The following is a 13,770-nucleotide window of genomic DNA, read 5'->3' on the forward strand; positions in this document are numbered from 1 at the left end:
AGGAGGTGAAGGCGTGAGGAGCCCCGCGTACACGAGGGGCCCGACGCCTTCACAGCACCCCATGACGACCACACTCATCACCGGAGCCACCCGCGGGATCGGCCTGGAGGCCGCCCGCCGACTGGCCGCGGCCGGGCACACCGTCTACCTCGGCGCGCGCGACCTGAAGCGCGGCCGGGAGACCGCCGAACAGATCGGCGCCCGAGCCGTGCAGCTCGACGTCACCAGCGAGGAGTCCGTCCAGGCCGCCGCGCGGTTGATCCGCGAGGAGGCCGGCCGGCTCGACGTCCTGGTCAACAACGCCGGGATCTCGGGCAGGTGGAACCCGCCCGCCGAGATCACCGCCGACGACCTGGAGACCGTCTACGCGACCAACGTCTTCGGCCTGGTCCGTGTCACCCACGCCTTCCTGCCGCTGCTGGAGGCCGCCGACAACCCCGTCATCGTGAACGTCAGCAGCAGCGGCGGCTCCCTCACCCGCTGCAGCGACCCCGCCAGCCTTGAGGCGACCTTCCCGATGGTGGCCTACTGCTCGTCCAAGAGCGCGGTCAACATGATCACCGTCCAGTACGCCAACGCCTTCCCGACCATGCGGATCAACGCCGTCCACCCGGGGTCCGCCGCCACCGACTTCAACCCCCGCGGCGCCGTGTCGGCCGAGCAGTGTGCCAAGATCATCGTCCGGATGGCCACCATCGCCCCCGACGGCCCCACCGGAGGCTTCTTCGAGGAGGAGGGCCCCGTCCCGTGGTGACCGTGGTGACCGCCGTGACCGCGGGGTCACACAGCTGACCGGCGGGGTCTCGCCCCGGCCACTCGTGGTGGGACCTGGTGGGACCTGGTGGGCACCGGAGTGGCTTCGCGGCGGAGACGGATCCGTCCGTCGGCCCAAGGGGAGGTCGTCCAATTCGCCGTCGCCGACTGGCGCACCGGCGTAGCCTGACCTGGTCGCGATTGGCACGTGTCGTCTGAATTGTGGCTCTGGCACGAGTTCTGTTGAGGCGCACGCTCAGTGACTGAACGGCAAGTGTGTTCAGATCGGGTTGGTTCTGCTCCGGGCGTTCCAGGAGGCCAGGATTGCTGCCCGCTGTTCGTCCAGCCGGACGACATCTTCAGGGAGTGCCGGCGCGAATATGTCGGCGGTCTCAGAAATGCCGCTTGCGGCGTCTGATGGGTGGACGTATGCCTCCCGTCCGTTTGTGAACTGTCGTAGCTGTCCCGACGGGTGCACGTTGGGGCGGGCCCCCTGGCAGCAGAGCCGTCGTCCCTCTTGCTCCAGCTGCCGCCGAGCCTGGGTAAGGCAGTCGAGGTAGTCAGCACCGCTGATCTCCGTGCATGAATCGGCATCGATGAGCGTAATGAGGGCAGCGGAGGGGGCGCCGATGTAGACGGTGACATGGCGAATGGCACCAGCTGAGTCGACCGTCTGAAGGGCCATCTCCTCGGTCCAACTCGGCCGCCTTCCACGGTCCGCGTGGGCTATGTCGTCCCGCTCCTGCTCATGAGTCATGTGACCATGATCGTCACGAATTGGAGCAGGCGGCAAGGAGTCACCCTGCCAGCAGGACGCGTTTCCGAAGGAGATCAAAGCCTGCGCGGCCGTACATCTGGCGCTTGAGCATTTTGATGCGGTTGACGTGGCCTTCGACCGCGCCGGAGCTCCAGGGCAGGGTCAAGCCGGCGATCACGGCGTCCAGGTCGCGTTCGAGTCCGGTTGCGAGTGTGTGGGGACCGGGGAGGTCGTCGCGTCGGACCGCTTCGAGCCACTGCGGTAGCCGCTCGCCCTCGCGCCCGGTGAGCATCTGGGCGAAGAACCTGACGTGGCCGGTGAGGGCGTCGAGTTCGGGGCACCGGGCCAGGACGGCTTTGAGCTGGAGGTGGTCGGTTTCGGGGAGGTTGTCGGGGTGTCGCAGGATCCATCCGGCGACGGTCCGCGGTGACGGTGGCCGGGGCTGGACGGGCTGGGTCGAGGTCCGCTTGGGGCAGATGTAGGCCCGCACGGTCTGGTAGCTGCCGCGGAAGCCGCGCGCGGTGATCTCCTCTCAGAGTGTCCAGGCGTTGGTGCAGCCGTCGTCGGACCATCGCTGGTCCAGGTAGGGCTTGAACTCGTCGAGCTTGCTCGGCCTGCCTTGCCACTGGCCCTTGAACAGCTCTTCCGGCGTCGTGGCGTCGGCGTATCGCTTGACGGTCCGGTAGGTCATGCCGAGTTGGCGCGCGATGGCTCGTCGGCTGTGGCCGGCGGCCAGGTAGGCGTGGACGGTGGCGTGGGTGCTCCGGGTGCGGTCGGCGAAGCGGTGGCCGGTCGGCCAGTGCGACTTGGGTGGCTGGTCGGCGTTGGACGTCTCCTCCTCGGGCGGCTGGTCCGGTTCGGGAACGACGGTCCGCAGGCAGGTGCGGTGGCGGGTGACGCATCGCTCGGCGGCCTCGCTGACGTTGTGCCAGAGGTGCCACCGATCCGCGACTTGGACAGCCTGCGGGGCGCCGGTCCGGGCGCCTTCGGCGAAGAACGGGCCCGGTCGCGGCAGACGACCTCGATGCCGGGATGCCTTGCGAGCCAGAACCCGTTCTCGTGAACAAAGCCAGGCTGGTCGGTTCGCCCTGTACGAAGTCGGGTGGTTGCGGTGTTGTCGGCGCACGCGCCTAGGGTGACCGGAAAGGTCATCGGTAGAGCCGGTCGGGAGGGCGCGTGGCCTGGTGGAACAGGGAGCAGGGGGACCGGCAGCGGTGGGTGCTGGACCCGCTGGTGGGAGTGGGGCCTCTGCGGTTCGGGATGGACCCGCAGCAGGTCCAGGATGCGCTGGGGGAGAAGGGCGACTCCGTCAGGTTCCAGGGCGGCTGGAGTGCTGAGGCCAACCGGATGGCCGGCGAGCGCTATGACGAGCCCGGGCTGACCGCGTTCTACGGGCCGGGCCCGCGGTTGGCCGCGGTGGCGATCAGCGCCGTGGGTGGCCCGCTGGTGCGTCTGGGGGAGGTCGAGCTGGTCGCCAGGGCACCCTCCGAGGCGAGCGCGGACCTCCGCCGCCTCGCCCTGGAGGAGCGGGCCGAGGCGAGGGTGAACCGGTACGGCGAGGCGGAGGTGCCGGACTGGGGCGTCTCCCTGGACGTCGCGCAGGAATGGGGCCTGGCCCCCGAGGGGCACCCGCAGCGCCGGGACACGATGATCACCGGCCTCCTGGCCACCGGCCCCGAATGGGCCGAAGACCTTTGGAACGCCGGGCCGGTCGGCGACCGGCCCGGGCTGCACGAGGAGCCTGCCGATGCGGGGCCGTGGCTGGTGGCAGACGCCGAGGACCGTCCGCGCTGGTACTGCACCCCGCTGGAGGGAGTCGGTCCGCTGCGCTTCGGGATGAGTCCGCAGCAGGTGTCGGCCGCCCTGGACGGCGAGGTGCCGGCCGAGAGCCGGGGCCACCACCCCTTCCCGGTGGGCAGCCCTTGGGAGGACCAGGGCACTCCCGAGGAGTGGCACGTGAGCAAGGAGTACTACGCCCGGGCCGGGGTGAGCGCGCACTACTCCTACGCGTCGCAGGCGGGCAGGGGTTCCGCGCTGGTCCGGGTGAGCGTCCACGGGCGCAGCGGCCCCCTGGTGTCCCTCTACGGCATCGAACTGATCGGCCGCAAGCCCTCCGCCGTCGAGGCGGACATCATCCGCTACATCCAGGACCGCGGCCTGGACCTGCGCATGGGTTGCGGCGGGGACATCGGCCCGGGCGACTCTCAGGTGTGGGCACGGGCGGAGCGGGCAGGGGACACCTCGGTCAGCGCGGCCTGCTTCTGCATCGAGGACTTCGAGTACCACGGCTGACCTCGCGTCCAGAAGCCGATCAGCCAGTCGACGCCGGCCCCTCTCCCGTTCCACGCAGACGTTCAGGCGTGCTCACTCCGGTCTTCCCGGCCGCCCGATGCCGCGCTGATTCGACAAGATCCGAAAGAGAGGTCCTAGTCCGCCCAACCTTCCGTGTTGGAGTACGACTCATAGTTGTAACGGGTGTCGCGATCCCATTCACGGCCAGTCAGGCTCTGGTAGGCGGTGCCCGGGACGTACAGCAGCAGCTCAGCCCAGATGAAGCCGTCTGCGTACGGCAGGAACAGGGCGGGGTCGTTCAGCACCGCCTCGTACTCGTCTCGACCGGCGGCCACGACGGCAGCGCGGGTGTAGAGAAACGCATCACCCGACACCCTGGTGCCGTACTCCTTGCGATCGAGTCGGTACAGGGCCCAGGAAAGCTGCTCGGCGAATCCCACGACTGCTGGCAGCGGGCCGTTCATCAGCCTGGCCTCCAGAGCGGCGGCGAGCTGTTCCGAATCCGGATCGGCCCCGGTGGGCCTGCACTCGTTGATGAGCTGCCAAAAGGAGTCCTCGTTCATGGCGGACAGCATGGACGACGGCTGTGACAGTCCAGTTAGCGGTACGACCCCGCCGGCCCCCGGCGCGTGGAACGCCACCGCACAGGAGGCAAGCCGAATTGCGCCGGGATCATGCCCTCACCCGGCCGACATCCGTAGTCCGGAGAAGCGGCGCTGTGCGGCCTGCAACTCGGTGAGGTCGTCTGTGCGCCCGGCGTGGAGGATACGAGCCTCCTCGACGTCGTCTTCCGGGCCGAGTTGGCGGCGTTCGGCGCGCAGAGCCCCGAACTCGCCACCCGCTACCGGGCCGGCTGACCCGTACCTGCCCCTCGGTGGCCGGGCGTCGGCTACCGAGGGGCGGTCCGTTCGAGGTGGAGCGGGTGTCAGTTGGTCTGCGGCGGGTCGATCCGGGCCACCAGCCGGCTCGGGCCGTTGCCGGAGGCGGTTGCCCGGTCGGTGGGGTGGTCGGTGGGGTGGGTGACGGGACGGTCGGCGGGGTTCAGGGTGACGTTCTCGGGGTAGAGGCGGCCGAGCAGGGCCAGGACGACGAGGTCGCCCTGGCCGGTGGCGTCCAGGACGGCGTCGCCCGCCTCCGTCCACACCAGCCCCGGTGCGCGCAGGGCCGTCCACAGGTCCGTGGCGGCGGGCGGGTCGGCGGCCGGTGCGTCGGCGGGCAGCGCGGCGGCGCTGGTGACGCCGTCCGGCCGGTGGGCGAAGCGGTGGCCGCGCAGGGCTTGGCCGAGGTCGACGTGGGCGGTGGCGCCGTCGTGGGTGAGCTCGATGGTGGCGGTGCGGGCCCCGTCAGCGACCGGCCCGGCGACGACGCGGGCGGTGATGCGGCCGGTGAGGGGCCCCGGTGTGGCGGTGGCGGGCGGCAGGTGCTCGACGAGGGTGCGCGGCGCGGCGTAGTAGTCCCGCAACTCGGCGACGTGCGTGACGGTTTCGTCGGCGGCCGGGTCGGGGCGCCAGGTCAGCAGGTATCGGGGGGCGGTCAGGGGCGGCTGGTCGAGGACGGCCGGCAGGGCGGTGCCGCCGCTCGCCTCGAAGCCGTAGCCGGCCGGGCCGGAGGCGTTGGGGGTGCCGGGGGTGATGGGGGTGCCGGTGACGGCGTGGCGGGCGAAGGCCACGATGCTGGTGTGCCGGATCTGGCGGACCAGGAGTTCGGTGAGGAACGCGTCCCGGGCCGGTTCGATGTGCCGCAGCCCGGTCGGAGTGATCAGCAGCGGGACATCCTGCCAGTTGGTGAAGGGCAGCAGGGCGTCTCGCAGCAGGACGACCTGGTGCAGCCACTCGTTGTAGAGCTGCATCGTGACCGGTCCGCCACGGCGGCCGAGGAGCAGGTCGGTCGCGGGAGGGGTGAGCAGGTGGCCGTAGCAGTGGCTGCGGACGACCAGCGGGCCGGCGGGCAGCGCGATCCGGTCGGCGAGCAGCCGCTTCAGGGCCGCGGTGGCCCAGGAGGCGAGCTCACGGCCGATCTCCTCGGCCTGCGCGCCCAGTTCGCGAGCGGCCGGGGCGCTGCCGGGGCCGACGGCCAGCGGCAGGGAGGTCTCCCGGGTCCCGAGGGCGAGGGTCGCGCGGATCTGGGTCTCCAGCACCTCGCCGTCGGCGGCGGTGAGGGCGTTGTCATCGATGACGCCTTGGAGCAGCGGCTCGGTGGCCGTGAAGAACTCACGGGCGGTCAGGGCGGTGCCGGCCGCGGGGAAGGTGTTCCAGCGGCTGCCGCCGAGGGCGGGCGTACTCGGGGTGGGTGCGATGGGCACGGGTCCTCCGAAGTGTCGATGGAGCGTTGCGATGGGGCATTTCGATGGAGCAGAACTGGAGCGCCGACTGCGGGGTCCGACGCCTTATCTGGATCGTTCGATACAGATTGCGGGCATGAAAAAATCAGTCGAGGGCGGTCAGCGCGACCTCCACGACGGGTGCGAGGGCGTCGGGGTCCGGTGTGATCTTCGAGGAGACCAGCAGCCCGTTGAGGAAGGTGACGAAGAAGGCGGCGAGGCTCTGCGGGTCGTGCCGCGCCGCGATCTCACCCCGTTCCGCCGCGACCCGCAGCACCTCGGCGAGCGCGTCCCGGCTGGCATCCTGCATGTCCCGCACGGTGCGCCGGATCGAGGAGTCCCCCGGTAGGCGCTCGCAGGCGGCATTGACCGCCAGACAGCCCCGGCCGCCGTGTTCGGCGGCGATGCGGACCCGCTCCATCAGCATCGTGCGGATCGCCGAGCGGGCGTCCGCCCCTTCCTCCAGGCTGCGCAGGGCATCCGCCGCGAGGGTGGCGCGGTAGTGGTCCAGCGCGGCCCGGTACAGGCCGGCCTTGTCGCCGAACGCCGCGTACAGGGACCCCTGCCCGATCCCCAGGTGCTGGGTCAGGTCGCGCACCGAGGTCGCCTCGTAGCCGCGCGTCCAGAACAGCTCCATCGCGCGGCTCACCGCCGCCTCGGTGTCGAACTCCCGGGTCCTTGCCATGGTTTCACCGTAGCCTATCTGGATCGAATGCTCCAGAAAGAATGGCGGGTTCGTCGGTGCACCGTGAGCTACGGCGTACCGACGAACCCGCCGGGGCCTCAGCCGAACCAGCGGGCGAGGGCCGTGTCGAGCGGCGTGCCGTCGGTGTCGGTCCAGGCGAGGTAGCCGTCGGGGCGGACCAGGAGGGCGCCGGCGCCGTCCACGTCCTCGTCGGTCTTCGCCATGACGTGCTCGACCCGGTCGGACCGGTCGCCGACCGACCGCCGCCTGCCGTCGAGGGAGAGCAGCAGGCCCCGGCCGGAGCACATCAGCCGACTCGCCCGGGTCGGGCCGTCCTCGGTGGTCAGGTCCAGGTCGATCAGCCGGGGGCCGACGCCGGGGTACCGGAGGTCCAGGCCGGACATCATGCCGGAGACGTACCGGTTGGTGTCGGGCAGGCCCAGCAGCTCGGTCACGAGCTCGCGGACCGTGCCGAGCTCCTCGTCCCGGCCGGGGTTCATGATCACGGCCTGGGCCCGGGTGTGGCGCAGCACGCGCGCGGCGACGGGGTGCCGCTCCTCGTGGTAGCTGTCGAGCAGGCCGTCGGGCGCCCAGCCGCGGATCGCGGCGGCGAGCTTCCAGCCCAGGTTGACCGCGTCCTGGAGGCCCAGGTTCACGCCCTGGCCGCCGATCGGCATGTGGATGTGCGCCGCGTCCCCGGCGAAGAACACCCGGCCCTCGCGGTAGCGCTCGACCTGGCGGACGGCGTCGCCGAACCGGGAGGCGGCGCGCAGTTCGCCCAGTTCGGTGTCGGGGCCGTACACGGCGTGCAGCGCCTCGCGGACCTCGTCGGCCGAGACCGGCGTCTCGCGGTCCGGGCCCTGTCCGGAGAGCTTGCCGAACAGCATCCGGTACAGGTCCGGGCCGATGGGGTGCAGGATCGAGTGGAAGCCGCCGCCCACGCGGGTGTACTGGCTGAAGTGCTTGCGCTCGGTGGGGACCGCCTCGGACCGGGAGGCGAGGGTGAGGTCCGCCGCCACGGCGGACATCCGGCGCTCCCGGCCGGGGAAGGGGACGCCCAGCAGCCGGCGGACCGTGCTGTGCCCGCCGTCGCACGCGACGAGGTAGCGGCCGCGGATCTCGCCGTCGCCGCCCCGGGTCTCGCCGTCGCCGCGGGCCTCACCGCCGTCGGGGGCGCCACCGCCGCCCGGGGCGCCGTCCGCGTGCCACGCGACCGTGACCCCCTCCGCGTCCTGCGCGACCGCCGTCACCTCGTGGCCGCGGAGCACGGGCACGCCCTGCTCGCCGAGGAGCCGTTCGAGGTGGGCCTCCAGCCGGACCTGCGGAACGTTGACCGGGTGGGGGTACCGGGTGCGCCAGGGCCGGCAGTCCAGCTCGACCGGCAGGGTGGCGAAGTGCCCGCCGGTGGTCTTGTCGGACGGCCCCTGCGCGAGCAGCGGCTCCAGCAGCCCGCGCAGGTCGAGCACTTCGGCGGTGCGCGGCTGGAGCCCGCCCGCCCGGGACTGGGTGCTGGGCGTGCGCTGCTTCTCGACGACGACGGCCGGCACTCCGGCCAGCGTCAGCTCGTAGGCCAGCATCAGCCCGGTCGGGCCCGCCCCCACCACGATGACCTCGGTTCGCACGATGACCTCCCGAAAGACGGAACTGGGTGCAATTCTGCACTCAGTCTACCACAAGGTAGACTGAGTGCATGAATCAGCAGATGGGCCTGCGGGAACGCAAGAAGGAACGCACCCGGGAGACGATCGCGGCGACGGCGATCCGCCTCTTCCTCGACCGGGGCTTCGACCAGGTCTCGATCACCGAGATCGCGGAGGCGGCGGAGGTCTCCCGCCGGACCCTCTTCGCGTACTTCCCGACGAAAGAAGACCTCGTACTCCAGCGGTTCGCCGACCACGAGAACGAAGCGGCCTGGACGGTGCGCGCCCGGCCGGCCGGTCAGCCGCCGCTGGAGGCGCTGCGCGCGGCCGTGCTCGACGGCCTGGCGCGCCGCGACCCGAACACCGGCCTGTGCGACGACCCGGAGGTGATGGCCTTCCTCCGCATGATCGTCCAGACCGAGAGCCTGGCGGCACGGATGATCCGCTACGCGGCACGCGGCAGCGACGAGCTGGCCGAGGCGCTGCTGGAGGCCGGCGTCGACCCGCTCGACGCCCGTCTCGTCGCCACCCAGGTGATCGTGGTGCAGCGGGAACTGGCGGTCATGAACCAGGAACGCCTCGCCGACGGCACGTCCGCCGACGACCACTACCCGGAGGCCGTCCGCGCCGCCGAGCGGGCCTTCGCCCTGCTGCGCGACGGACTGGGGCAGCACGGGTAGGGCCCGGGTGCGGTGACCAGGTGCTTTCGGCGTCCGGTGCGGCGCGGTGCGGCCGTTCCCGTTGGCCGGGCCGGCCGGGCTGTCGGTGGTGAGCGTCATAATCGCCACTGCCGTGATCACCGGATCTGCTGGAGGCCCTCGTTGCTCCCGTCGTCGTCCCCGTCGTCTTCGCTGTCCTCGCTGCACGACTTCGCGACCTGGGAGCCCCTGCTGCGGCTCCTGCGGACGGACCACGCGCAGGCGCTCGCCGTGCCGGGCAGCGAGGTGGCGGGGCTGATCGGCAGGCAGGGGTGGAGCGTGCCGGTGAGGATGCGGTTCCCGGGGCCCGGGCGAGCCATGCTGGTGTCCGACAACCAGGAGGTGCACGACGCGATCGACCGCGTCCGGGCCGCGCTCACCGAGGCCGGGATCGGCGATGTCGCCTTCGCCGCGGAGATCCCGCCGAGCGGGCAGGCGGTGCTCCATCTGTTCGACCACGGTCGGGCCGTCGACCCGGGCATCGGCAACGCCCACCCGGGCGCGCTCACGCTGGTCGAGGGCGCGGTGCCCGAGCCGTGGCGGCGCCTGCCCGAGCCGGTGCCCGGGGCGAGGCCGGCGCCGTCCGTGGACCTGGCGGCGCTGGAGCGGACGCTGCGCGAGCGGATGCCCGACGAGACCGGCGCCACCGAGAAGGAGATCGCCGCCGCGGAGGCCCGCCTGGGTGTGGCGCTGCCCGAGGAGATCAAGGTGCTCTACCGGGTGACCGCCGCGCGGTGGTGGGAACACACGGAGAACGACGAGGACGCCGAGGCACGCTGGGAGGCGTCCGACCGCGTCGGCGACGCGCTCGGCTTCGAGCTGAACTCCCTGGACGGGCTCGTCATCGCCGACCGCTCGCGCTCCTCGTTCCGTTGGGAGCACGCGGCGACGGAGGCGTGCGTGACCTCGCCCGACGCCGCCGTGCAGGACCTGGTCGGTTCGCCCGGGTGGATCGTCATCGGCGACACCGGCGGCGGGGACCTGGTGGTCGTCGACCTGACCCCCGGTCCTGGCGGCCACATAGGGCAGCTCATCGTCCTCGACCACGAGCGGAGCGTCGGCGCCTGCCTGCTCGCCGAGTCCCTCACCGACCTGGTGCGGGACCCGGACCGGAGCTGGTACTCCGGCGGGAGCCGGAACCTGACGTCAGTGGTGGCGAGGCTCCACGGCGAGGCCCCCGACAGCATTGTGGCGGCGGCCCACCCCGACCTGGAGGTCCTGACCCTCGGAGGGTGGCGCGGCGAACCGGTCAGTCTGACCCCTCTCGTCGGGCTGCCCCGGCTCCGCACCCTCTACGCCGGCCCCGGCGCGCTCACCGACCCCCGGGAGGTCGCCCGGCTGACCGGACTGGAGTTCCTTGAGCTGACCCCGGAGGACTGGCGCCGCCTCCTCGACGCCGGCGCCGTCCCGCGCGGCCTGTCGGCCGCCGCCATCGAGGCCCCGAGCGACCACGACCTGCGCCCGATCATGGCCCTCGCGAACGAACTCCTCACCCTCTGGGAACGCCCCCTGATCATGGAGACCGTCATCGAAGGCGACCTCGGCCCCCTGCCGTAGCCGTGCCTGCCACACCTGGGGGACGCTGCCAGGCCTCGTGCCGCCATGGGACGGAAGATAGGGTACGGATCATGAGTGAGGGTGGGGATCCGCGCGTTTTCGGGAACTGTTGGGCGGAGGCCGTAGGCCCGGCCGGACAGACGGCGGATCGGGATCGGTGTGCGTGCCTGGGGACGGGCGAGTCGACTCCGCAGCCGCCCGTGGCGTTCCATCCTGAACGCCAGGACACTGAGGCGCCGGGCTGGTTGCGACTCCTTGCCCTGATCGAAGAGGCGGCTGTGGACGGCCGCGAAGTGTTCAAGCCCTTGGTCGAACTCACCGCCGAGGAACGGCGCCAGGTCATCACCCTGCCACCGACCGTCGCGAAGCTCACCGCTGTCCGGCACCTGGTGCTGTACGGCAGCAACCTGGTCCGGATCCCGCCGGAGATCGGTGCGATGGAGAGTCTGGAGGAGTTCACCCCGTATACCTCCCACCGCCTGCACTGGCTCCCGTACGAGCTGACGCGGTGCCCGAAGCTGGTCCGCAGCACCGTCAGCAGCCGTGCGTTGTACGGCAACTCCAAGTACCGCCCGCACTTCCCGTCGCTCGCGCCGAGAACGCCGGACGCGGCACGGCACGATCCCGAGCGCCTGGATCCCAACATCTGGGGAGCGGAGGCGGTCCGGTCCTGCAGTATCTGCGCACGGCACGTCGAGCTCGCGGACCTGTGGCAGGTGTGGATCTCCCTTCCGGTCGCCACCGACGTCCTGCCCCTGCTGGTCAACGCCTGCTCCCGGACGTGTGTCGACGCGCTGCCCGCCCCGGCCCGCGAACATGTCGCCACGGTCCACCGCGGCGGCCCCACCGTCGTCCAGCCGGCGGCCGAGTGGTGAGAAGTCCCAGCAGCCCTGAGCACCTCCGGTGCCTGGGATGGTGAGGCGGCCTTGCTGGGGTGCCGCTGTCACTTCCGCGAGGGCGGGAGGGTGGTGGCCATGACAGCAGCAACTCCGGTGGTCGGAGGGCCGGCAGGGTACGGACGGTCAGTCGGTGGAGGTGCTGGGTCGTGCGAGGTGCTTCAGCAGGCGGGGGCCGAGGGCTGAACGTCAGCCGTATTGCCATCGCACCATCGTCACCGAACAGGGAAGGATCAGGCATGGTCCCCACCACGCGACGCCCTCCGGGCGGTCACGAAGCTGAGGACATCGCGAGTGCGAAGGAGCGAGGCTGGCGAGATCTGGTGCCCATCGACGACGCCTACCAGGTGGGCGAGATCACGGGCACCGAGTGGCACGCCGCTGTCCTGAACGTCATCGAACCGGCTTACCTCAACGGCGGCAATCCGCGGGCCCAGTCGGGCCACAGCGGCGACGAGACACGTTGGCGAGAAGCCCGAGGTCTGCTCGTCGACCTGCTCCCGCCCCACGGCGGAACCTTCCTCGATGTCGGATGCGCCAACGGGCACCTGATGGAGAGCCTGACCGACTGGGCCGCCGAGGCCGGGACCGTCATCGAACCGTACGGAGTGGAGATCTCCGCGGCCCTCGCCGACCTCCCCCGAACCCGCTGCCCGCAGTGGGCGCATCGGATCTGGACCGCCAACGCGATGGGCTGGAAGCCGCCGCGTCGCTTCGATGCCGTCCGCACTGGTCTGGACTATGTGCCGGCAGACCTGTGCGGTGCGTATGTGGCCCATCTGCTGAACCAGGTCGTCGCCCCGAGCGGCCGATTGATCATCGGCGTCTACAACGAGGAACGAGACCAGAACACAGTGCAGGACCTGCTCAGATCTTTCGGCCACAGGCCGGCTGGCTTCACCACAGCAGACCACCGGCACCCCGAGATCCAGTACAAAGCGCTGTGGCTGACCAGCTCTTGAGGGACCCACACAGGCAGCGCCGTGAGCAGCCCTGGAAGCGTTGACGCGGGTTACTTCCCGGAGGGCCTGCTGAAGTTTCTTCAGCGTGGCATCGATTCGGGCGGATGAGCTGGTTTTGGCAACGCCGGTATGTCCATGGCCTGGTGATCAGGTGGTGCGAGGTCTGCCGAGGACCAGGTCCGTGAAAGCCTTGATGCCGTCGGCGCTGTGGCCGAGACGCCGAAGTCGGTCGATCGCCAGGAGCAGGGCTTGCGCGGCGGTGTCGTGCGCATGGATCCCGGAGAGGCTGTCGGGCTTGTCCTCACCGTCGCCGATCCACTCGGAGAGCTTCTCCACTCCCAGGTCGTCGAGGAGGAGGCTGTGGGTGGTGTGGACCTCGCCGACGACGGCGAAGACGCCCTCCAACCGGGTGGGTGCCTCACGCTCGCAGCGCAGTCCGGGGGTCTGGGTGAAGACCTCGGAGTCGTAGGTGCAGCCGACGGGCGGAGAGGCCTTCAGCTGCTGCCAGACCTCGGCCGCAGCCGTGTCGGTGCCCAGTGAGGCCGTGAGGGTGAAGGTGTGGACAGGCAAGATCGGTTCCTGGTGCGTTGAGGGCGGGAGGCGGTTACGCGCGGACGGGGAGCGCGAGGCGTTCGATTCGGGTGGCCAGGTCGGGGTCGCTCTCGGTGCGGCCGAGCCGGCACATGGTGGTAGTGCGGACCGTGGCGGCCTTGACGCCGCGCATGCTCATGCACAGGTGATCGCCGACGGTGAAGACGGCGACGTCGTCGGTGCCGGCGGCCTTGGCGAGGTCGTGGGCGACGTCGTGGGTGATGCGCTCCTGGAGCTGGAGGGCGTGGGTGTGGGCCTCCAAGTACCGTACGAGCTTGGACAGGCCGAGGACGTCGGTGTTCGGTACGTAGGCGATGGAGACGTCGAGGCGGAAGGGGAGCAGGTGGTGTTCGCACATGCTCCATGCCTCGATGCCGGTCAGTAGGACGAAGTCGCCGTACTGGCGTGTCTGGAAGGTGGTGTTGAGCCTGCCGGGGTCGTGGTCGAGGAATTCGGTCCACCAGTCGGCGAACCGGCGGGGCGTGTCCTTGAGGCCGTCGCGGTCGGGGTCTTCTCCGAGGGCGAGCAGTAGCTCGCGGGCGAGCGCTTCGACGCGCGGACGGTCGACGGGCCGGCGCGTGGATTGCTCGGGTATGGACGTCATGGTCGTCCCCTTGGG

General features: G+C 71.0%; 15 protein-coding genes and 1 pseudogene. 7 read left to right on the forward strand and 9 right to left on the reverse strand.

All coding sequences use genetic code 11. The features are described from left to right. Positions 1-61 precede the first annotated feature (61 nt). Positions 62-754: an SDR family NAD(P)-dependent oxidoreductase gene (locus OG556_RS38825; RefSeq protein ID WP_331745067.1), complete on the forward strand. Its 693-nt coding sequence runs from the start codon at positions 62-64 to the stop codon at positions 752-754. Positions 755-1,033: 279 nt separating this feature from the next. On the opposite strand, the gene OG556_RS38830 is transcribed toward OG556_RS38825, so the two are convergent. From OG556_RS38830 to OG556_RS38840, 3 genes are read right to left on the reverse strand one after another with little or no spacing between them, the layout of a single operon-like run. Then, on the reverse strand, positions 1,034-1,510 hold the full coding sequence (locus OG556_RS38830) for a hypothetical protein (protein ID WP_331745069.1): 477 nt from the start codon (positions 1,508-1,510) through the stop codon (positions 1,034-1,036). 40 nt (positions 1,511-1,550) lie between these two features. Then, positions 1,551-2,000 (reverse strand): transposase, encoded by a 450-nt coding sequence (locus OG556_RS38835; protein WP_331745071.1) that lies wholly within the window; start codon positions 1,998-2,000, stop codon positions 1,551-1,553. A gap of 42 nt (positions 2,001-2,042) precedes the next feature. After that, positions 2,043-2,636, reverse strand: a complete 594-nt coding sequence (locus OG556_RS38840; RefSeq protein ID WP_331745074.1) for a hypothetical protein — start codon at positions 2,634-2,636, stop codon at positions 2,043-2,045. Positions 2,637-2,686: 50 nt separating this feature from the next. Here OG556_RS38840 and OG556_RS38845 point away from each other — a divergent pair, with 50 nt between their 5' ends. After that, a complete protein-coding gene (locus tag OG556_RS38845; RefSeq protein ID WP_331745076.1) occupies positions 2,687-3,802 on the forward strand; it encodes a hypothetical protein in 1,116 nt (371 codons plus the stop codon). Between the two features lie 134 nt (positions 3,803-3,936). Here the strand turns inward: OG556_RS38845 and OG556_RS38850 are convergent, their stop codons facing one another. Then, the gene (locus tag OG556_RS38850; protein ID WP_331745078.1) at positions 3,937-4,365 is read right to left on the reverse strand and encodes a DUF4240 domain-containing protein; all 429 of its coding nucleotides are present in this window, start codon (positions 4,363-4,365) and stop codon (positions 3,937-3,939) included. Between the two features lie 147 nt (positions 4,366-4,512). Between OG556_RS38850 and OG556_RS38855 the strand changes: the two are divergent. Then, positions 4,513-4,659: pseudogene (locus OG556_RS38855) on the forward strand (short-chain dehydrogenase); the annotation flags it as partial. 68 nt (positions 4,660-4,727) lie between these two features. Here the strand turns inward: OG556_RS38855 and OG556_RS38860 are convergent. The 3 genes from OG556_RS38860 to OG556_RS38870 form a co-directional block, all read right to left on the reverse strand. Continuing rightward, complete coding sequence (locus OG556_RS38860; RefSeq protein ID WP_331745080.1) at positions 4,728-6,104, reverse strand: hypothetical protein; 1,377 nt, start codon at positions 6,102-6,104, stop codon at positions 4,728-4,730. A gap of 124 nt (positions 6,105-6,228) precedes the next feature. Next, positions 6,229-6,807 (reverse strand): TetR family transcriptional regulator, encoded by a 579-nt coding sequence (locus tag OG556_RS38865; protein WP_331745082.1) that lies wholly within the window; start codon positions 6,805-6,807, stop codon positions 6,229-6,231. A gap of 98 nt (positions 6,808-6,905) precedes the next feature. Next, on the reverse strand, positions 6,906-8,429 hold the full coding sequence (locus tag OG556_RS38870) for an FAD-dependent monooxygenase (RefSeq protein WP_331745083.1): 1,524 nt from the start codon (positions 8,427-8,429) through the stop codon (positions 6,906-6,908). A gap of 68 nt (positions 8,430-8,497) precedes the next feature. Here OG556_RS38870 and OG556_RS38875 point away from each other — a divergent pair, with 68 nt between their 5' ends. The 4 genes from OG556_RS38875 (at position 8,498) to OG556_RS38890 (ending at position 12,560) form a co-directional block, all read left to right on the forward strand. Continuing rightward, positions 8,498-9,127, forward strand: coding sequence for a TetR family transcriptional regulator (locus OG556_RS38875; RefSeq protein ID WP_331745085.1), 630 nt, complete (start codon positions 8,498-8,500; stop codon positions 9,125-9,127). A gap of 171 nt (positions 9,128-9,298) precedes the next feature. After that, positions 9,299-10,702 carry an SMI1/KNR4 family protein gene (locus OG556_RS38880; RefSeq protein WP_331745489.1) on the forward strand — a complete coding sequence of 468 codons (1,404 nt, stop codon included), beginning with the start codon at positions 9,299-9,301 and terminating at the stop codon, positions 10,700-10,702. A gap of 278 nt (positions 10,703-10,980) precedes the next feature. Then, on the forward strand, positions 10,981-11,577 hold the full coding sequence (locus tag OG556_RS38885) for a leucine-rich repeat domain-containing protein (protein WP_331745088.1): 597 nt from the start codon (positions 10,981-10,983) through the stop codon (positions 11,575-11,577). A gap of 260 nt (positions 11,578-11,837) precedes the next feature. Continuing rightward, complete coding sequence (locus OG556_RS38890) at positions 11,838-12,560, forward strand: class I SAM-dependent methyltransferase (RefSeq protein WP_371523135.1); 723 nt, start codon at positions 11,838-11,840, stop codon at positions 12,558-12,560. Positions 12,561-12,707: 147 nt separating this feature from the next. Here OG556_RS38890 and OG556_RS38895 read toward each other — a convergent pair whose 3' ends face one another. Then, on the reverse strand, positions 12,708-13,130 hold the full coding sequence (locus tag OG556_RS38895) for a hypothetical protein (RefSeq protein WP_331745092.1): 423 nt from the start codon (positions 13,128-13,130) through the stop codon (positions 12,708-12,710). A 34-nt stretch (positions 13,131-13,164) separates the two neighbouring features. Continuing rightward, the gene (folE, locus tag OG556_RS38900) at positions 13,165-13,755 is read right to left on the reverse strand and encodes a GTP cyclohydrolase I FolE (protein WP_331745094.1); all 591 of its coding nucleotides are present in this window, start codon (positions 13,753-13,755) and stop codon (positions 13,165-13,167) included. Between the last annotated feature and the right edge of the window lie 15 nt (positions 13,756-13,770).

The sequence above is a fragment of the Kitasatospora sp. NBC_01300 genome (assembly GCF_041435235.1).
Lineage (GTDB): Bacteria > Actinomycetota > Actinomycetes > Streptomycetales > Streptomycetaceae > Kitasatospora.

What these genes read in the sequence shown, in the direction of transcription:
- OG556_RS38875 (WP_331745085.1), top strand. Translation starts at nt 8,498, where the DNA reads ATGAATCAGCAGATGGGCCTGCGGGAACGCAAGAAGGAACGCACCCGG.
- folE (WP_331745094.1), bottom strand. Translation starts at nt 13,755, where the DNA reads ATGACGTCCATACCCGAGCAATCCACGCGCCGGCCCGTCGACCGTCCG.
- OG556_RS38890 (WP_371523135.1), top strand. Translation starts at nt 11,838, where the DNA reads ATGGTCCCCACCACGCGACGCCCTCCGGGCGGTCACGAAGCTGAGGAC.
- OG556_RS38865 (WP_331745082.1), bottom strand. Translation starts at nt 6,807, where the DNA reads ATGGCAAGGACCCGGGAGTTCGACACCGAGGCGGCGGTGAGCCGCGCG.
- OG556_RS38830 (WP_331745069.1), bottom strand. Translation starts at nt 1,510, where the DNA reads ATGACTCATGAGCAGGAGCGGGACGACATAGCCCACGCGGACCGTGGA.
- OG556_RS38825 (WP_331745067.1), top strand. Translation starts at nt 62, where the DNA reads ATGACGACCACACTCATCACCGGAGCCACCCGCGGGATCGGCCTGGAG.
- OG556_RS38850 (WP_331745078.1), bottom strand. Translation starts at nt 4,365, where the DNA reads ATGAACGAGGACTCCTTTTGGCAGCTCATCAACGAGTGCAGGCCCACC.